General features: G+C 67.5%; 17 protein-coding genes and 1 pseudogene. 5 read left to right on the top strand and 13 right to left on the bottom strand.

The window, feature by feature from the left end; all coding sequences use genetic code 11:
• Positions 1-44 precede the first annotated feature (44 nt).
• The gene (locus ACFY0F_RS32110) at positions 45-461 is read right to left on the bottom strand and encodes a hypothetical protein (protein ID WP_388802128.1); all 417 of its coding nucleotides are present in this window, start codon (positions 459-461) and stop codon (positions 45-47) included.
• A gap of 16 nt (positions 462-477) precedes the next feature.
• The gene (locus ACFY0F_RS32105; RefSeq protein ID WP_388802219.1) at positions 478-5,436 is read right to left on the bottom strand and encodes a polymorphic toxin type 27 domain-containing protein; all 4,959 of its coding nucleotides are present in this window, start codon (positions 5,434-5,436) and stop codon (positions 478-480) included.
• Between the two features lie 418 nt (positions 5,437-5,854).
• Between ACFY0F_RS32105 and ACFY0F_RS32100 the strand changes: the two are divergent.
• Positions 5,855-6,294: pseudogene (locus tag ACFY0F_RS32100) on the top strand (hypothetical protein).
• Here the strand turns inward: ACFY0F_RS32100 and ACFY0F_RS32095 are convergent.
• Both ACFY0F_RS32095 and ACFY0F_RS32090 read right to left on the bottom strand, forming a co-directional pair.
• Positions 6,245-6,658, bottom strand: a complete 414-nt coding sequence (locus ACFY0F_RS32095; RefSeq protein WP_388802126.1) for an ATP-binding protein — start codon at positions 6,656-6,658, stop codon at positions 6,245-6,247. The pseudogene ACFY0F_RS32100 and the gene ACFY0F_RS32095 sit on opposite strands and share 50 nt — an antisense overlap.
• On the bottom strand, positions 6,658-6,879 hold the full coding sequence (locus ACFY0F_RS32090; RefSeq protein WP_388802123.1) for a hypothetical protein: 222 nt from the start codon (positions 6,877-6,879) through the stop codon (positions 6,658-6,660). Before ACFY0F_RS32090 ends, ACFY0F_RS32095 begins: the two co-directional genes overlap by 1 nt.
• Positions 6,880-7,012: 133 nt before the next feature.
• Here ACFY0F_RS32090 and ACFY0F_RS32085 point away from each other — a divergent pair, with 133 nt between their 5' ends.
• Positions 7,013-7,876, top strand: coding sequence for a helix-turn-helix transcriptional regulator (locus ACFY0F_RS32085; RefSeq protein WP_388802121.1), 864 nt, complete (start codon positions 7,013-7,015; stop codon positions 7,874-7,876).
• Positions 7,848-8,126: a DUF397 domain-containing protein gene (locus ACFY0F_RS32080; RefSeq protein WP_388802118.1), complete on the top strand. Its 279-nt coding sequence runs from the start codon at positions 7,848-7,850 to the stop codon at positions 8,124-8,126. Before ACFY0F_RS32085 ends, ACFY0F_RS32080 begins: the two co-directional genes overlap by 29 nt.
• 105 nt (positions 8,127-8,231) lie before the next feature.
• On the opposite strand, the gene ACFY0F_RS32075 is transcribed toward ACFY0F_RS32080, so the two are convergent.
• On the bottom strand, positions 8,232-9,026 hold the full coding sequence (locus tag ACFY0F_RS32075; RefSeq protein ID WP_388802116.1) for an SDR family NAD(P)-dependent oxidoreductase: 795 nt from the start codon (positions 9,024-9,026) through the stop codon (positions 8,232-8,234).
• A 63-nt stretch (positions 9,027-9,089) separates the two neighbouring features.
• Between ACFY0F_RS32075 and ACFY0F_RS32070 the strand changes: the two genes are divergently transcribed.
• Positions 9,090-9,473, top strand: a complete 384-nt coding sequence (locus tag ACFY0F_RS32070; RefSeq protein WP_388802113.1) for a MerR family transcriptional regulator — start codon at positions 9,090-9,092, stop codon at positions 9,471-9,473.
• A gap of 63 nt (positions 9,474-9,536) precedes the next feature.
• Here ACFY0F_RS32070 and ACFY0F_RS32065 read toward each other — a convergent pair whose 3' ends face one another.
• From ACFY0F_RS32065 to ACFY0F_RS32045, 5 genes are all read right to left on the bottom strand, one after another.
• Positions 9,537-10,016 (bottom strand): hypothetical protein, encoded by a 480-nt coding sequence (locus tag ACFY0F_RS32065; RefSeq protein WP_388802110.1) that lies wholly within the window; start codon positions 10,014-10,016, stop codon positions 9,537-9,539.
• 110 nt (positions 10,017-10,126) lie between these two features.
• Positions 10,127-11,488 (bottom strand): hypothetical protein, encoded by a 1,362-nt coding sequence (locus ACFY0F_RS32060; RefSeq protein WP_388802107.1) that lies wholly within the window; start codon positions 11,486-11,488, stop codon positions 10,127-10,129.
• Entirely contained in the window at positions 11,478-12,035 is a 558-nt protein-coding gene (locus tag ACFY0F_RS32055; protein ID WP_388802105.1) for a DUF6114 domain-containing protein, read from the bottom strand. The genes ACFY0F_RS32060 and ACFY0F_RS32055 overlap by 11 nt, the downstream gene beginning before the upstream one ends.
• 117 nt (positions 12,036-12,152) lie before the next feature.
• Positions 12,153-12,806, bottom strand: coding sequence for a DUF6230 family protein (locus ACFY0F_RS32050; RefSeq protein ID WP_388802103.1), 654 nt, complete (start codon positions 12,804-12,806; stop codon positions 12,153-12,155).
• Between the two features lie 635 nt (positions 12,807-13,441).
• Positions 13,442-14,422: a tetratricopeptide repeat protein gene (locus ACFY0F_RS32045; protein ID WP_388802100.1), complete on the bottom strand. Its 981-nt coding sequence runs from the start codon at positions 14,420-14,422 to the stop codon at positions 13,442-13,444.
• Between the two features lie 197 nt (positions 14,423-14,619).
• Here ACFY0F_RS32045 and ACFY0F_RS32040 point away from each other — a divergent pair, with 197 nt between their 5' ends.
• Positions 14,620-15,252, top strand: a complete 633-nt coding sequence (locus ACFY0F_RS32040) for a TetR/AcrR family transcriptional regulator (protein WP_388802097.1) — start codon at positions 14,620-14,622, stop codon at positions 15,250-15,252.
• Positions 15,253-15,292: 40 nt separating this feature from the next.
• Here ACFY0F_RS32040 and ACFY0F_RS32035 read toward each other — a convergent pair whose 3' ends face one another.
• From ACFY0F_RS32035 to ACFY0F_RS32025, 3 genes are all read right to left on the bottom strand, one after another.
• Entirely contained in the window at positions 15,293-16,993 is a 1,701-nt protein-coding gene (locus tag ACFY0F_RS32035; protein ID WP_388802093.1) for a methylmalonyl-CoA mutase, read from the bottom strand.
• A gap of 120 nt (positions 16,994-17,113) precedes the next feature.
• Entirely contained in the window at positions 17,114-17,452 is a 339-nt protein-coding gene (locus ACFY0F_RS32030; RefSeq protein WP_388802090.1) for a DUF3817 domain-containing protein, read from the bottom strand.
• 90 nt (positions 17,453-17,542) lie between these two features.
• Positions 17,543-18,052, bottom strand: coding sequence for a MarR family winged helix-turn-helix transcriptional regulator (locus ACFY0F_RS32025; RefSeq protein ID WP_388802087.1), 510 nt, complete (start codon positions 18,050-18,052; stop codon positions 17,543-17,545).
• Positions 18,053-18,132: the final 80 nt, after the last annotated feature.

Here is an 18,132-nt window from a genome sequence, read left to right as displayed (position 1 = left end):
GACAGGGGGCGCCCTCCGTTCTTTTCTCCGGTTCTCTCCTCAGGTCAGCCGACGGTGCCCGACTCCACGGGGAAGTCCGGGGGCCAGGGAAGCGATGAGTCGTAGAGGGCCTCCCGGTCGCCCATCAGCTCGTACTCGGCCTCACGCCAGCTCGGCTGCCCGCCGACGATGAAGCTGTCGCCGCCGTCGGGCTCCAGCATCCAGGTGTACTCGGCGTCGCTCGCTTCCAACTCGTGCCGATCCTTCAGAACGGCGAACTCCTCAGCTGATGCCCGCCGGATGTGAAGTCCGTTGCGGTAGTACGGCTTGAGGAGCATCAGCCGCACGTGGCCCACGTAGACCTCGATGCGCGTCGTCGTCCGCTGCTCCGGCAGCGCGTCGCTGGACAGGAACAGCTGCCGGTGGGAGGGGTTGTACCCGATGACCCTGAACAGTCGCCCCTCGCGGATGAAATCTGTCATGCGCCTATCCTCCCTCCTACTCGGGCACCGGCTCGCCGTTGGCGTATTTGAAGCGCTCCGGGAACACCCTCTCGACCACACCCTTGGCGTTGGTTCTGTACCACTTGATCGATGACCAGCTCCGGTCACCCAATCGGACGGACTTGCGCAGTTGGGTCATCTCCCAGGCGGTCCCGTAACCGTTCCTGCGTACGGTCTCCCAGTCCCCCGGGGTAATCGTCTCTCCTCGCTGCAAGAGTTTCGTAAGTGCCTCGTCCGCGGTCGCGGCACCCTGGACACCGTCCAGTGACACCGACAGATCGACGGCGGGGTTCGACACGGCCCTTTCCACACCGACCGTCCATATGGGGCGTTTACCCATGCCCAGCGCCTCGGGGAGTTCGGTGGCGAAAGCGTCGCCGTTGAACGTAGTTCCACCCAGACTCTTCGCGAGGTCATCGACCCAGGGGGCGATCCCGAGGAAGATGCGGTCCCCGTCCTTCGCGAGGTCCTTGAGAATGGCCTCGATGCAGTCGTTGTGCACCAGGACCGGCGTCGACCCCGCGTACACGTAGTACGTGTGGTTTCGCGCGACCTCGAAGTTGTAGACCCCGATGGACCCCTTGACGACCGTGGTGCCGAGGACCTGTTCGGAGCGACCGTCCCGCGCCTCAAGAGTGTCTCCGGCGCGCAGTTTGCCGGCCTCGACCCAGCCCCGATCACGTACCCAGAAGCGGTGCGAGTCGGTCGCTTCGACCTGGCCGTCGGCGGTTCTGATCCGGACCAGAGAGTCGACGGTGTGCTGGAACAGGTGCAACACCGGCTGCAGGGACTGCTTGCCCGTGACCGGGTCCTGCGACCAGACCCGGTCACCGACCTCGATGTCCTCGATGGACTTGGGACCGTCTGCTGTCGCGACCTTGGTGCCCGCCGGGAAGCACTTGGTCAGCAGGAGCTTTGAGACGATTCCTGAGATGGCGGCTTCGGTGAGGCCAGCGGTGCGCAGGGCCTTCCACGCATCTTCGATGGCGATGCCGGTTTTCAAGGCGGCATCGAGGGCCGTCACACCATCCTTGATGGCCTTGATGGCGACATTGCCGAAAACGAGGCTGGCAATGTCGAAGACTGCCCATCCGCAGTTGCCCAGCGTTCCGCCGCTACCTGTGATCCTGTCCCAGCAACCGGTGAAGTCCTCGGTGAGGGCCTTGATGAATCCCTTGGCGACGGCGTCGTTGAACTCCTGCGGCGTGATCGTGTAGGTGACCTTTTCGGTCTGGGGCTTCAGCTCGACGGTGTGGATGAACAGGGTGTCGGAAGCGGGGCATCCGGACTGGACATCCGGGATGTCCTTAGCCGTACACAGGTAGATCTCGACGAACGTCTTGGACGTGATGTTCGCGGTGATGATGCAGTCACCGACGTGGACGATGACGTTGCAATTGTTCTTGTCCAGGATTTCCGGGTCGCCGACGGGTTCGGCCCGCGTCTTGAAGAAGACGCCGTCAACGCCGCCAGCTCCGGTCTCGATCTGGTCGTTGCGGCTCTTGGTCTCTGTTTGCCGGGCTGCGTCCTGGGCGTCCTTGGCGTACTTGTCGGCGTCCTTGGCGGCCTGTTCGGCCTCGGTCGCGGCGGCGTCGGCGCGGTCGGCGGCGGCGCGGGCGTCCTTGGCGTCCTGTTCGGCCTGGGCGGCGGCGGAGCGGGCGGCTTCGGCGTCGAGTTCGGCGGCGTCGGCGGAGTCGCGGGCGTCCTTGGCGTAGCCCTCGGCGTTGCCGGCGGCCTTGTCGGCGGCTGCGGCGTCCTCGGTGGCCTGCTGGTCGTAGTCGACGGTGCGCGCGAGAGACGCGGCCGCTGCTGAGGCGGCCTTGGCGGCGTCGGCCGCGTAGCCGAGGGCCTCCTTGGAGTAGCCGCGGGCGTCGGCCGCGTACTGGGCGGCGTTGGCCGCGTGCTGGTAGGCCTCCTTGGCGTCGCCCTTGGCCTGGTCGGCGAGGTTCTTGGCGGCCTGTGCCTCGGCGGCGGCGTTCTTGGCGTGCGCGTCGGCGACGGCCTGCTGCTGGTCGGCGATCGTCTTGGAGCCCTGGCCGGTCAGCACGACGAGGCCGGCCACCGAGTCGGTGTCGACGTAGGCGGAGCCGAGCTGGATGGCGTCGTTGGCGGGGGCGGCGACCTGCTGGGCCGCCTTGCCCGCGTCCACGGCGGCCTGAGCGGTGACGTGGGCGAACCCGGCGGCCTTGGCCGCAGCGGCAAGCGCCTTGCCCGCCTCCGCGTTGGCGGCGTTGGCCTGGGTCTTGGCGTCCTTAGCGTGCTGCTCGGCCTCGTCAGCGAGTGCGACGGCCGTCTTCGCCTCGGCTGAGGCGTCCTGGGAGGCCTTGATCGCGTCCGCGGCGGCGCTGGTCGCGGTCTTGACCGCCGCGTCAGCCCTCAACTTGGCTGCTTGAGCGGCGTCCGCGTCGGAACGGGCCCGCTTGGCCGCCGCTTCCGCACGAGTCGCTGCCGCGTCGGCGTCGGCCGCCGCTTGGGTCGCCGCGTCCGCTTCCGAACGAGCCTTGCCGGCAGCGGCTTCGGCGTCATCGGCAGCCTTGTCCGCGTCGTTCGCGGCGGCGCGGGCGGCGTCGGCATCGTCCCCGGAGTCCAGGGAATCGGCGTAGGCGTCCTTGGCGTCGGCCTTCGCGCGGGCCGCGTCCGCCTTCTGCTTGGCGTCCCAGGCGTCGTCCCGCATGGCCTTGGCGTGGTCCTTGGCCTCGACCGCGTCATCGCGCTTGCTCTCGGCGGTCTTCTCGGCGGCCTCCGCCTTGTCCTTCGCGTCCTTGGCCTTCCCGGCCTCCGTCTCGGCGTTCCTCCTGTGCTCGGCGGCCTCGGCCTGCTTGGCGGCAGCGTTCTCCTTCTCCGCCTTGGCCGTCTTCTCCTCAGCCTCGGCGGCCAGCCGCTTGGCGTGCGCGTCGGCGGCAGCCGCCTTGGCGTCGCCCTCGGCCTTCAGGGCGTCGGCAAGCTTGGCTTCCGCGGTCTCCTTGTCCTTCTTGGCGTTGTCCCGGTGGATCTTCGCCGCGTCGGCTGCGGCCTTGGCCTGCCACTCGGCCGCCTCGGCGGCCTTTTTGCGGAACTCCGCCTTGGACTGTGCCGCCTGCGCGAGGGCGCGCTGTGTGACGGCCTCGCTGTCCCCGGCCGAGGCACGGGTCGCCGCCTCCGCGGTCTCACCGGCCTTCACCATCGCCGTCAGCGCGGCGGCCGCGCCCTTGGTGACCTGGTCCTTCTGCAGGCCCACCAGCAGACCACGCCCACGTGGGGCGCCATTGGCGTCCGCTATCCCGTACGCCGCCTGAAGCGCGGAGTCGGAAGCGGTCACGACCTTCTGAGCGGTCGACAGCTGTGCGTTGATCGCGGCGAGTTGTTTCTTCGCCTCCGCCTGCGCGTTCGTGATGTTCGCCTTGGCCTTGTCCACATCGGCCTTCGCCGGTGCGCTGCCGGTGTGAGTCTTGGCGACGATCCTGAACTTCTGCGCGGAGGAGCTGTTGCACGTCGACAGCACGGCGTCCTTGCTGTTGTCGAACGTCGGCAGGTGCACGCACTTGCTGGTCGCCGCGTTCACCAGCGGACCGGCGCTGCGTACGTCGAACTTCCACTGCCGCGCCTTGCTGCCGTCACAATCCTGGATCTGGATCTTCGTACCGTCGGCGGTGGCTCCGCTCGGCATCCCCAGACATTTATGGGCGTTGATGTTGCGCAGCTGGTAGCCGCTTTCGTAGTACAGCTCCCACCTCTGGGCGGCGCTGCCGTTGCAGGTGTTCAGCTGGACCGGGGTGCCGTTGGCCTTGCCTGAACCCTGGACGTCGAGGCACTTGCCGGCAGCGCCCGGCACCTGGATCTCCAACTCACCGTCGCGGATCCAGCCGAGGCCGCCCTCGGAGTAGTAGTCCAGCCAACCGGTGGAGTAATCCGCGATCCACGACTGGCCCAACAGCTTGCCCAGCGCGAAGGCGCCGTCCTGCAACGCCTTCGTCGCGGTGGCCGACGCCGCCAGAATCTGCTGCCGCTGCGTCGCCTGGGAGGCGATCTCCTGCTGCCACTCGGTGGCCGCCTGGGCCACTTCCTTGCCGAGGACGCGGTTCGGGTCGATCGGATCGTGCCACGCGCAGGAAGCGAAGCGGGTCTTCAGATCCTCGACGGCGACACGGAACTCGGGAGTGTCCGGGGCCGGCGCCGTGTGCGGGAAACCCCCTGAGGACAGGAAGATACGGGCGTCATCGGCGAACACCCTCGGAACGAACAGCTTGTTGGGCTCGATCTTTCCGGAATTCTTTTTCCACAGTGCCCACGCCTGCTGCTCCTCCGGGGTCCCCCCGGTGGTGTACAGCTGGTCGCCGATCGCTACCGCGGCAGCCTTCGTGTCGTCGTCGGCGGTAGGTGACGTCTCGTAGAACGGGCCGAACAGGTCTTCCGTTCTGTTGTACGACTGGTAGATCCACGGGAGCAGGCCGATCTGGTCGTAGATCCCAGTCGCTTCCTCCGGCTCGCCAGGGTACATATCCAGGCCCCTGACGGGATCGCCGAACGCGTACTCTCGGTCCTGGACCTTTTTCTGCCACTGGAAGCTGAAGTCGTCGTCGGCGGAGTAGGCCTGGTGCAGGGGGTCCTTGGTGTTGTAGATGTCGCGGTTGAGCTTCTGATGCATTTGGTCGGGCGGTAGCCCGACGGCGCCCTGTGCCAGGGCGAACAGGTTGGGTCCGCCCTTGCGCAGGGCATCAACGGCCACGCACTGATCCCCGCGCAGTTGTTCAGCGGATTTAGTGTCGTAGCCGTCGTAGGAGTCCCCGACGAGGCTTGCATCGTCGTGGTCCGGGAGGCCGGCGAGGTTGGGCCGCACAGAGAGCCCGACGACGACCGCTACGGCCGTCAGCAGAAGGATGATTCGGGCAAGTGGTCCTGATCGTCCTGGGCTTGGTATGAGCGATCTTCCTGGTCGGGAAGGCAATGGAGCATCACTTTCTTCAGAGTGTGTAATGCGCCGGTTGGCTGGCCGATCCGCCGGAGAGCAGTGAACTGCAAAGACTCTCGAGAAGACTTAGAAGCGCAGGTCCCTGGCTGGACCCACGCACGTGGCTGACCGGTGCGACAGCATGGCGATGCGCCCCCTCCCCGTGAGCGACGGCGTTCCCCCGGTCGCTGAGTGATGTGCGCGAACGCGGAATGGTCAGGCTCCGCCGATGCGCGGCGTCACTTTAGCCACACACAGAAGGACCCGTACAGGTGTTCACTTTTGTGCTACCGGCTGATGGCGCGAACCCTTCGACAGGTCAGCCTGTCGAAGGGGCTACTCATCCGTAGATGTACCTGTGTCTTTTCTGTGTGCGCGGACGGTTGGCGAGGTGCGATGAGTGATCACAGATGTCCGGTTTTCGATCCCGGTGGCCTTCGTCTTCGTGATACGCGCCTGGATCCTGCCGATGCTGTTCGCCCTTAGCGGCTCAGCCGTAGCGACCGCGATGGCCCTGGAGGGGGAAACTGGCGCTGCCATAGTGCCCCTTCTGGCGCTCGCGTTGATCGCAGGCCTGAACTCGCCTCTCGTCTTGCAGAGGTCGATCGGAGCCGCGGAAGCGCAATGCCGCAGCACGGCCGACGGCCGACCCGTTGTGATCTGACGGCCGGGCTGTACGCACTATCTGCGCCTACGCCTGCGCATGCGGTTGGGTCATCGCGCTCGTCAGGTGCACTGGGTCAACAGGTGTGACCCGACCGGGGCTGCGGCGGTGAGGGCGGTGAACTAGGGTACCGAGACCGTGCCGACCGTCTTCGTGGACGGTCGCCGCACGTCAATCCCGATCCCGCATGGGTACGCGAGCAACTCTCTCGTTCTGCGTGACTGGCTGCCGCGCCGGTTCTCCCAGCTCGCACCAGACCGTCTTGCGGTCCGCTGCCTGCTCCACACCCCAACGTTGGGCAAGTGCATCGACAAGTGCCAGGCCGCGGCCGGACTCGGCCGTCTCGGTTGCGGACAGGAGGGTGGGCAGCGCGCGTGGGTCCGGGTCGGTGACCTCGATGCGGGTGTGGCCGAGGTCCGTGCCGGTGACGCGGACGGTCACGGGTGTGCCTTCGCCGAGGTGGTCGATCACGTTTGTCAGCAACTCCGTCGCACACAGGCGGGCTTCGAAGTCGAGTGCGCGAAGGTGGTGGCGCAGTTCGGGTACGGCCTTGGGAGTCGCGAGCAGGCTGAGCTCGAACGTCATTACTCGGCCTCAGCCTTCTGGAGGGCGGTGGCAAGTGCGTGGGCCGTAGCCGTGTTGCAGTTCCCGAGCGCGACCAGGCCGGCCGGTGATGTGTACCCGCCCGCGAAGCTCGGCAGGTCCGCGCGGAGGGACGGCAGCGTGATGTCGTGCAGGGCGAGGGCGGTGCGGAGGTTCTCGACGCAGAGGGTGACGTCGTAGGCGGTCGGGGATTGGTCTGACATGGAGCGCTTCAGCCTTCTGTGCAGTGTGTGACGAATGCCTCACAGAATGTCGCCGGGCTCGCTAGCGTGGAAGACGGTTCGCGTCCGCTACGTGAACCGTGGAAACGGGGCAGTGAGTTACGGCGGTGAGCGCATGGTCCGACGCAAGGACATCGACGGTTCGATGAGCGTCCCCGACTTCTACGGCAAGGAGTTGCGGTGGAAGCGGGAGACGGCCGGACTGTCCCTGGAGAAGTTGGTCGAGGGTAGCTTCTACGGCAAGTCACATCTCAGCGACATCGAGCACGGCAAGCGGCGCATGCCCATGGATCTGGCCCAGCACGTGGACCGGGTGCTGAGCACCGACGGATACTTCGAGCGGCACTGTGAGGATGTGCGGCGGGCCAGACGGGGGCCGCACGCCGCGTACTTCGAGCGGATTCTGGAAGCGGAGAAACACGCGGAAACCATTGAGGAGTGGTGCCCCAGTACCTTTCCGGGACTACTCCAGACAGCTGCCTACGCGCGGACACTCGCCCGGTCCGCCCATCCGGCGGCATCTGAGGACTGGATCGAAGAAAAAGTGCGGGCCCGAATCGACCGTGCGTCTCTCTTCGAGGACGACCATTCCGTCCCCGAGTACTGGGCAATCCTGCACCAGTCCCTGATGACCGACGCCATCGTGACCCCGGATGAGATGGCTACACAGCTCGACCGGATCGTGGAGCTGACCGAGCGGCGCCGGATCACTCCGCAGGTAGTTCCGCGGAAGTGCGGTGCGTATCCCTTGATGGCAGCGTCCATCAAGGTCATGACGTTTCCGGATGCTCCGCCGTTGATCTACACCGAGGCGTCGTACAGCGGAGACACCATCGATGATCCGGCCCTCGTGAAGCAGTACCGCAAGGCATACGATCGGCTCAGGGCCGTGGCGCTGTCACCAGACACGTCCCTCGCCATGATCAAGGCCGCCGCAGAGGATTACCGAAATGGCAAGCATCCGGATCGACTTGAGTGACGCGCTCTGGCTGAAGAGCAGTTACAGCAACGGGGATGGCGGGGATTGCGTCGAGGTAGCCAGCGACTTCCCCGGCGCAGCCCTTTGGCGTAGATCCAGCTACAGCAACGCCAGCGGCGGCGACTGCCTAGAAGTCGCCGACAACATCCCCGGCCTGGTCCCCGTCCGTGATTCCAAGGTGCCCCAAGCCCCCGCCATCATCCTCACCGCCGCCGCCTGGGCACCCTTCGTTGCGTCCCTCAAGGAGTGAACTAGGCGTCTGCCCAGAGTGAGCTCCTGGCCGAAGGCGCAGCCAACCGAGTCCGGCTGGGCGGACCCGCATGCGCCCGCGCCTGGCAACCGGAGTGACTTGCGGTCAGCTTTCCAGGGCTGCCTTGCGGAAGAACTGCCCGCTGATCCGGGTGGCCGTCCGGGTCGGCAGAATACGGCTGAAGACGAAGGCCTGGACGGTGTTGAACCGGCCGTCGACGATGGCGGGACCGCGGCCTCGCAGGGCTTTCATCACGGTTTCGGCCACCTGCTCAGGCTGACGCTTGCCGGGGACAGGGCGAGTGTTCATCGGGGTCTCGGTCGCTCCGGGACTGACCGCGACCACCCGCACCCCGGTCCTCTTCGTCTCCGCCCACACGGCTCGGGTGAAGGAGAGCACGAATGCCTTCGAGGCGCCGTACGCGGCGTTGTACGGTGCCGGTGCGTATGCGGCGGTGCTGGCGATGTTCACGATCGCGCCGTGGCCACGTACGAGCATGTCGGGCAGCAGCAACGAGGTCAGTTCCGCCACCGCTCTGGCGTTCACGTCCACCAGTGCCCTCATGCGTGCCGGATTCGTGTCGGCGACCGGCCCGACCTGGGCGACGCCGGCGTTGTTGACCAGAACCTCGACCGCGACGCGCTCGTCTTTGAGCCGCTCGGCCAGCTGCACGGAAGCCTGCTCGTGCGACAGGTCCAGTGGGACGGCGAGCACCTCCACGCCGTGGTCGGCGCGTAGTCGTTTCGCTGCGGCTTCCAGCCGCGCGGCGTCGCGAGCGACCAATACCAGGTCCATGCCCTCCTGGGCCATCCGGTCGGCGATCGCCGCCCCGATGCCCATCGTGGCGCCAGTGACCAGCACTGTGCCCTGCTTGATCGGATCCGTCTTCGTGATCTTCATGATGGCGACGCTAAACTTTGACATTGACGTGAATGTCAAGCCTGGTCCAGTCGAGGAGACGGCGTGCGCATCGGAGAACTCGCCAAGGCCACCGGCGTCAGCACGCGTTCGCTGCGCTACTACGACGAACAGGGACTTCTGCCCGCAAGCCGGGGCTCCAACGGATATCGGGACTACGACGAGCAGGCGGTGCGCGTGGTCGCCTTCATCCAGGATCTCTACCGCGCGGGGTTGTCCTCCGAGATCATCCGGCAGATCCTGCCTTGCGCCGGATCCGTGCAACCCCAGGGCAACTGCACCGAACTGCTCGCCCGCGTGAGGCAGGTTCGCGACCAACTCGCGCACCAGGAACAGCAACTCGCGCTGCGGCGGGAGATGCTCGAACGCTACCTCTCCGGCGCCGCCACCCCGGCAGGCCTCGACGCCCATCTGAACCGGGCACCCTGAGAGGCCGATCCGGGTTCGGTCTCGTCAAGGAAACGCCGCCGAGTCGGCGCGTCGACCGCGAACTCACTCGGCCGGAGACCCCACCGTCTCCCGCAGCCACGCGTTGTCGCGCAGCTCGGAATGGGAGGTGGTGATCAGCCGGAACGCCTCGGCCTTCGCCCGCTCGGTGAGCTGGCACAGCTCAGCCCAGGTCAACTCGGCTACGTCAGACGCGTAGTTCGTCGTGAGAGTGACGGTCGTCGCCTCACGGCTGAAGGAGAAGACGTCCTGGGTCACGCTTGTCTCCACCGCAATGCCGCTTCCGGTCTCCAGCTCCCTCCTCGCGTACTCCAGCATCAGAGCGAAATCGACCACTGGCAGCCCCGGCGTCCGCAGACTGAGATCCACGCCGTGAACGACGAGCCGCAGGTCCGCCCTGAAGAAACTGACACAGAAGTCGGAACCGGTCAGCTCGGGGTGTTCTAGCCGGTAGGGGTGAATCGGTCGCCGGTCCGCGGACCAGAGGACGTCCTCGACGCGGGGCTCGAAATAGAGAGTGATCATCTTCTGTTCATACTCCCCTCTCAAGCCGGTCGCGAAGCACTGTGCCCCGCCGGGTGTCGACCCGACGGGGCACAGTCCTTTGCGGCTCCCGGACCGGCTTGTGCGACCGCTCAGTCGGTCGTGTACTGATGCATACCGGGGATCTTCAGGTTGCCGCCGAACTGAGCCGCCTGGACCACCTTGACGTTGGTCATGTAGATCCACCCAATGTTCAGCGGCGGCGGGCTGTCGGGGGTGAACTTCACGGGGACCAGACCCAGCAGGTTGCCCGAGATGCTCTCGGTGTACATCGTGGTCTTGCCGCCGGTGATCTCCGACTTCGACCCCTTCGCTGCCTGCACGTGGTAGGTCTTGCCCGACTGCTTGTCCTTCACCGTCTGGTGCAGGTCGCCGATCTCGGTTCCGTCGTTGATGACGTACTTGAGGACCTTCTTCGTGGCACCACTGGCGGTCCTCACCTCGACGATGCCCTGGTAGTCGGCGCCGTTCAGCGTCAGCGAGCTCGCGTCCAGGTACCAGGGGTCGTCCGCGACCACAATCTGGTTATCGACGCCGCTGACCTTGTCAGTGGCCGCCGGGCAGTCGTCCGGGGAGGTGCTGGAGCTGGCGGACGGGTCGGGTGTGGCCGACTCGGCCGCGTCCTTGGCCGCCTTGGTGGCGTCCTCGACCGTCTTGGTTGTGTCTTTGGCCGTCTTGGACACCTTGCCGGTGGTGCCCTTCACGGTGTCCCCAACCGTCTTGGTGGCCTTGTCGACCGTGTCCTTGACGGTGTCGGTGGCGCTGCCCTTGTCGGTGGAGCCGGACGAGGAGGACGTGCTCGACGACGGCGAGGGTGCTGTCGAGGACGACTCGGAGGCGGAGGGCGTCGGGCTCGCGGTCGTGCCGGAGTCCTTCGCGCCGCCGGTGAGGATGTCTCCGACCGTGTCACCGATGGTGTCCAGCAGGCCGCCACCGCTGCTCTGAGAGGCCGACGGGGTGGGCGTGGCCGTGTCGCCGCTGCCGGAGCCCGAGTTGGAGGAGCCGGAGGTCGCGGTCGGCTTGGGCGTGTCCTTGTCGCCGGTACCTGAATCCGACGAAGAGGTCTTGCCCGAGTCCTTGCCGGTGTCCTTGGTGCTGTCCTTGCCGGCGTCGGCGGAGACCGAGGGAGTCGGCGTCGCCATGCTGGCGGACTCACTCGCCGACGGCGAGGGCGAGGCCGATGTGTCGTCGGAACCGTCGAGTGCCTTGACGCAGTCCTTGTACTCTGCGGCCTTCTGGCTGTTGGACGTGCCGGCGCTGTCCGCGATGGCGAGCGAGGACGTCACGCCGAAGCCCATGAGCACCGCCGTCGGCATCGCCACGGTGGCTATCGCTTTGCCCGCCGGCATATGGAACCTACTGAACAGTGGCTTCCTGGGTGCCGCGTGCCGCGGGCCGGTTCTCACACGGGACTCGTCCACCTCAGTCCCATGCGTCGCCTCGTCAGCCGGCACTGTGCCTCCCGTTCGCCCCGTTGGCCGGGCTCGATCCTGACAGGTCGTTCGACTCGCCCACTGCGCCCAGGCCCTTATCGAGAAGTGGTGCGGTCTCGGGGGCCCCGGCCGCGCTCGGTGCGGTGGCGGTCGGCGTCTCCGGCTGCGGCGGCGTGCCCGGCGCCCAGGCCACAGCGAGCGCTCCACCGACCATGGCGAGCAGGAATCCCACAACGAAGCCACCGAAGTTGGCCACAGGGATGGATACCAACGACAGCAGAATCGCCGCCACGCCCGCGAAGACCCGTACGTGCTTCTGGAACCAGAGACTGATCCCAAGGACGACGAGCAGCACGCCGATGATCAGCGACCCGGCTCCGGCCGTGGTGGACATCGCGAGCGTGAGATGACCGAACTGGAGGTGGGCGTACGGGAAGTACATGATCGGAAAGCCGCCGAGCAAGACGAACAGTCCGGCCCAGAACGGCCTACTGCCCCGCCAGGCGCGGAACTGCAGCCTCCGGCGGGTGAACTGGCCGGGTACGGCGGCAGGGGTCTCGGCGCTCATGGAAAACAGCTCCCTGGTGCGGCATTGCTGTGGTGGAGAAGTGTGCCGCGGGTGAAGGTGCGGCCACAGAGTGGACAGGCGGGGGCGCCATCAGCTCCCCCGCCCATCAATGAATGCTTAGTAGCACTCGTACTTCGGGCCGCTGCCCTGTTTCAGCGACATGTGCAGACCGCTGAGCTCGAAGGTCCCTGCAGTGGTCGCCCACGCCGTCTGCTTCACGTTGCTCAGGTCGGCCGACTTCGCCTGCTGACCGAAGCCGAACGGGTTGGCCTGCTTGTTCTGGACCTCGCCGTCCTTTATGCCCGGATTGAGGTCCTTGGCGGCCACACCGATGTTGATGTCATGGAAGACAGCATCGGCGTTGAGGTCCTCGACGTCGATGTAGAGGTTCTCCGCGTGAACCTGCTTGTTTTCGTCGGAGCTGTCGCCCGCCTCCAGTCGCAGCGTGACATCCCCGATGATGGGGACAGGGGTCACGACCGACTGACACATCTTCTGGATCCGGGCCTTGGTGAAGGCCGAAACCGCAACGGGGTGAGCCGCCTTGCCACCGCTGAGGGTGTACCCCTGGTCGATCGCTCCGTACTGCGAGAAGCCCTCACCATGGAGCGTCTCCGCCGTGACCTTGAACGACTGCCCCGACACACTGAACGACGCAGCAAGTGCACCCTGCGCAAGGGCAACACCTATCGCGGCCGTAGCGGCGACGCTGGGCACCATGACCACAGCGAACCGCTTCCATCTGGTCCCGCCACGCACCTGGGACTCCATATTTCCTCCTTCTCGGACGTACATCTCCTGGCCCTCGCTCGCCACCGAGTCAGCGGCTCAGCCGGGCAGGGATGGGAGAAGTGCTACGTCCTCGGGAAGGGGAGCGCCCGCACTCGGTGACGCGAACCGCGACCGAAACACCGGCGATCACCCCCGAGCGACAACCACTGGTCGCGCCTGACACGCATCACGCACAACCCTGCTGGACAGGCTTCGCCGTTGGCGAAGACCCCCCTGTCCTAGAGCCGGCGCCACTGCCGCCGGCTCTGCTCGGTGGGGACCCAGATCGTCACGTGACCCGACCGGCTGTCGGGGTACGGAAATGGACCGAGCGTGGCCGATCGTGGTGCATTCTCGCCGCCCGCACAAGGGGCTTCGTTACTGGCTAGTAACGGCCCGATAACCGAAGGACGACCCACCGGTCTCGGAGAGCGACTCTCGGTGGCAACCCAGGGCAGAACAAAGCTGTTGATCCCTGGACGGAACCAGACAGATCAACAGCCTCGTTTTACTGGGAGTAACAGCGGCCGCGATTACCAAGTTTTGGCAAAGTGCGGCCGCCCCGACGCCTCGCTGGCGAATTTTTCACTCCGGCATCACAACGCCGGATGTTTAGCGACTGGTCAACGGCCGCCTCAGAACAGGGCCCTCGCCAGCGCCCGGCGCGCGCCCACGACCCGCGGGTCCTCCGGGCCGACCACCTCGAACAGCTCCAGCAGGCGGCGTCGTACGGCGTCCCGGTCGTCACCCGCCGTGCGCTGCACGGTCTCGATCAGCCGTCCGAACGCGTCCTCCACGTGGCCGCCCACCAGATCCAGGTCGGCGGCGGCGATCTGTGCCTCGATGTCGTTCGGCTTGTCGGCCGCGTCCCTGCGCACCTGCTGCGGGTCCGCACCCTGCACCCGCTGCAGCAACTCCGCCTGCGCCAGGCCGAGCTTCGCCTCGGTGTTGGCCGGGTCGTCGTTGAGTACGTTCCGGTACGCCTGGACGGCGCCGCCGAGGTCCCCGGCGTCCAGGGCCTGTACGGCCGCCTCCAGCAGGGCGTCGTACGGGCCCGCCGGCGTCCGGTGCTCCGTCGCCGCATCGCCGCCGGGCTGGGCGTCCGGGTCGACGCTCAGGCCGGTGAGCCCGAAGCGCTCTTCGGCGACCTGCACCAACTGGTCGAGGGTCTGGCGGATCTGCGCCTCGCCGGCGGCTCCCTGGAAGAGCGGCAGCGCCTGTCCCGCGACGACGGCGAAGACGGCCGGGATGCCCTGCACCCCGAACTGCTGCATCAGCATCTGGTTGGCGTCGACGTCGATCTTCGCGAGGAGGATGCGGCCGTTGTACTCGACGGCCAGCCGCTCCAGGACCGGACTCAGCTGCTTGCAGGGCTGGCACCACTCGGCCCAGAAGTCGATGACGACCGGGACCTCGGCGGACCGCTGGAGGACATCGCGTTCGAAGGTGGCCTCGTCGACGTCGATGACGAGATCGGCCGGGGAGACGGCCCCGGCGCCGGCGCCCTGCCGGGCGGCTTCGGCGCGCGTCTGCTCGGCCTTGGCCTTGGCCTCCTGGGCCGCCTTCACCGCGGCGAGGTCGACGACGCCGCTCATGGACATGTTCCGTGGCTGCATGCGTCTATCCTCCCCCGTTCCCGCGCGTGTGTGAAAAGGCATGGTGAAGCGCTTGCGGCGCCGGGTCCCCACCCTGCGCCAGATCGGTCATCGCTTTCGCTACGAGTCGTAGCGTAATGCCATCGGAGGTGCGGATGAAAGCCTGCCCCGGTGATCTCCCTCACGGCTCCACAGGAACGGCCGGTTATGGTCGGGGCATGCAGAGCCGCACCCCCGCCAGCCGCCCCGGACGCCCGCGCAGCGCCGCCGCGGACACCGCGATCCTGGCCGCTACCCGGGAGGCGCTGGTGGAACTCGGCTGGTCCAAGCTCACCTTGGGAGACGTGGCCACGCGGGCCGGGGTTGCGAAGACGACCCTCTACCGCCGCTGGGCGGGCAAGAACGAGCTCGTCGTCGACGCGGTGGCCGAACTCTTCGACGAACTGGAGCTTCCCGACCGCGGCAGCCTCGCCGCCGACATCGAGGGCGTGGTCCTGCAGTTCGCGGCCATCCTCGCCCGGCCGGAGGCCAAGAGCGGGCTGATGGCGGCGGTGGCCGAGTCGACACGGGACGACGCCCTGCGGGAGCGTATCCGCGCCTCCATAGTGGACCGGCAGAAGCGGCTGGTCCTGGAGGGCCGGGCCCGCGCGCAGACCCGCGGCGAACTCCCGCCGGAAGCCGACCCCGCCGAGGCCGCCCGCACGGTCGACCTCATCTTCGACATGGTCGCGGGTGCGGTGGTGCACCGCACCCTGGTGAGCGGCAAACCGGCGGACGAGGAGTGGGTGCGCGGCTTCACGCGGGTACTGCTGCAGGGGCTGGCGGGAGCGGCGCGGGACACTCCCCAGTAGGGGTGCCCGCGGCTCCCGCCGCCCGCGGAATGAGCTTCCGTCAGAATCCGGCCGGCTCCGTGTACACCCCCCACTCGTCCCGCAGCACCCCGCAGATCTCCCCCAGTGTCGCCTCCGCGCGCACCGCGTCCAGCATGGGCTCGATCATGTTGGCGCCGGAGCGGGCGGCGGCCAGCATGGCGTCCAGGGCCGCCCGCACCCGGGCGTCGTCACGCGCCGCCTTGCGGGTGCCGAGGACCCGGACCTGCTCGCGCTCCACCTCGTGGCTGACCCGCAGGATCTCCAGGTCGCCGGTGACGGAGCCGGTGGCGACGTTGACGCCGACCACCTTCTTGTCGCCCTTCTCCAGCGCCTGCTGGTAGCGGAACGCGGACTCGGCGATCTCGCCGGTGAACCAGCCGTCCTCGATTCCGCGCAGGATGCCGGAGGTGATCGGACCGATCGGGTGCCGGCCGTCGGGGTGGGCCCGCAGGCCCCGCTCCTTGATCTGGTCGAAGATCTTCTCGGCGTCGGCCTCGATCCGGTCGGTGAGCTGCTCGACGTACCAGGAACCGCCCAGTGGGTCGGCCACGTTGGCGACGCCGGTCTCCTCCATCAGCACCTGCTGCGTGCGCAGGGCGATCTCCGCGGCCTGTTCGGAGGGCAGGGCCAGCGTCTCGTCCAGTGCGTTGGTGTGCAGCGAGTTCGTGCCGCCCAGGACCGCCGCCAGCGCCTCGACCGCCGTGCGCACCACGTTGTTGTACGGCTGCTGGGCGGTCAGCGAGACCCCCGCGGTCTGCGTGTGGAAGCGCAGCCACTGCGCCTTCTCGCTCTTCGCCCCGTACACGTCCCGCATCCACCGCGCCCAGATCCGCCGCGCGGCCCGGAACTTGGCGATCTCCTCGAAGAAGTCGACGTGGGCGTCGAAGAAGAAGGACAGGCCGGGTGCGAAGACGTCGACGTCCAGGCCGCGCGACAGGCCCAGCTCGACATAGCCGAAGCCGTCCGCGAGCGTGTACGCCAGTTCCTGCGCGGCCGTCGATCCCGCCTCGCGGATGTGGTAGCCGGAGACGGACAGCGGCTTGTACGCGGGGATGCCGGCCGCGCAGTGCTCCATCAGGTCGCCGATCAGCCGCAGATGGGGCTCGGGCTGGAAGAGCCACTCCTTCTGGGCGATGTACTCCTTGAAGATGTCGGTCTGCAGCGTGCCGTTGAGGACCGACGGGTCCACGCCCTGCCGTTCGGCGGCGACCAGGTACATGCAGAAGACGGGCACGGCCGGCCCGCTGATGGTCATGGACGTCGTCACGTCGCCCAGGGGGATGTCCTTGAACAGGACCTCCATGTCCGCCGCGGAGTCGATGGCCACCCCGCAGTGGCCGACCTCGCCCAGCGAGCGCGGGTCGTCGGAGTCGCGGCCCATCAGCGTCGGCATGTCGAAGGCGACCGAGAGACCGCCGCCGCCGGCGGCCAGGATCATCTTGTAGCGCTCGTTGGTCTGCTCGGCGTTGCCGAACCCGGCGAACTGCCGGATGGTCCATGTGCGCCCGCGGTAGCCGGTCGGGTAGAGGCCGCGCGTGAAGGGGTACTCCCCCGGCCAGCCGATCCGCTCGAAGCCTTCGTACGTGTCCCCCGGCCGGGGTCCGTACACGGGCTCGACGGCATCGCCGGAGAGCGTCGTGAAGTCAGCGTCGCGCTTGCGCGCGGCGTCGTAGCGGGCCTGCCAGCGTCGGCGGCCGTCCTCGATGGCGTCAGCGTCCATACCCCCGAATTTACTAGGACGTCCAAGTAAATGTCGACGGCTGACCGCCGCGCGAGTCTCGGGCGGCGGTGGAGCGTGACCCGTCCGGCGGAACGTGACCCGTCCGGTGCGGGGCCGGGGCTACGCCTTGGCCACGGCCGGGGCCTGGTCCGCGATCTTGGACTCCAGCTCGTGGCTGATCTTCCGCTCGACGAAGAAGGCGGCGGTCGGCACCGTTCCCGCGAGCAGCACCCACAGCTGCTTGCCGACCGGCCACTTCGCCTTGGAGCCGAGGTCGAAGGCGAAGACCAGGTAGAGGACGTACAGCCAGCCGTGGGCGATGGCGACGACGCGGGTGAAGTCGGCCGCGCCGTCCATGTGAAGCCCGTACTTCGCGATCATGCTCAGGCACAGCAGCACCAGCAGCACACCGGTGGTGTAGGCCATGACGCGGTAGCGGGTCAGCACGTTCTTTTTCATGCCGTCGAGCGTAACCGCCCGTTCCGGGAGATCTTGTCCCGGGTCGGCGCCCGACCGGGTCCCGGGGACCCCTGCCGGGCGGCTCCCGGCTCAGTCCTCGTCGAAGTCGTGCGCCGCGATCCTGAGCGGGCGGAGCATGGCGAAGATCTCCGCGCACTCCTCGGCGTCATAGCAGCCGAGCCCGAAGTCCATCGCCATCAGGTCCCGGGTGGCCGCGTCGACCACCTCGCGCCCCTTGGCCGTGATGGTGGCGAGCGTGCCGCGCCCGTCGTTCGGGTTGGGCCGCCTGGCCACCAGCCCGGACTTCACCAGCCGGTCGACGGTGTTCGTCACCGAGGTGGGGTGCACCATGAGCCGCTCACCGATCTTGGACATCGGCAGTTCCCCGGCCTTGGAGAAGGTGAGCAGCACCAGCGCTTCGTACCGCGCGAAGGTCAGCCCGTACGGCTTGACCACCGCGTCGACCTCCGCCAGCAGGATCTGGTGCGCCCGCATGATCGAGGTGATCGCGGCCATCGACGGCACGTTTCCCCAACGCTGCTTCCAGAGCTCGTCGGCACGGGCGATGGGGTCGAAGGGAAGACTGAGAGGCTTCGGCACGTCATCAGACCCTACCCGCCGGTCACATGCCGGTCAGCTCCGTCTCGGCCTTCGGTCACCTCCGCGGCGGCCACGCGATC

Source organism: Streptomyces sp. NPDC001544, assembly GCF_042894285.1.
Lineage (GTDB): Bacteria > Actinomycetota > Actinomycetes > Streptomycetales > Streptomycetaceae > Streptomyces.
The sequence above is the reverse complement of the archived record's forward strand: the minus strand, read 5'-3'. Positions and strand labels throughout refer to the sequence as shown.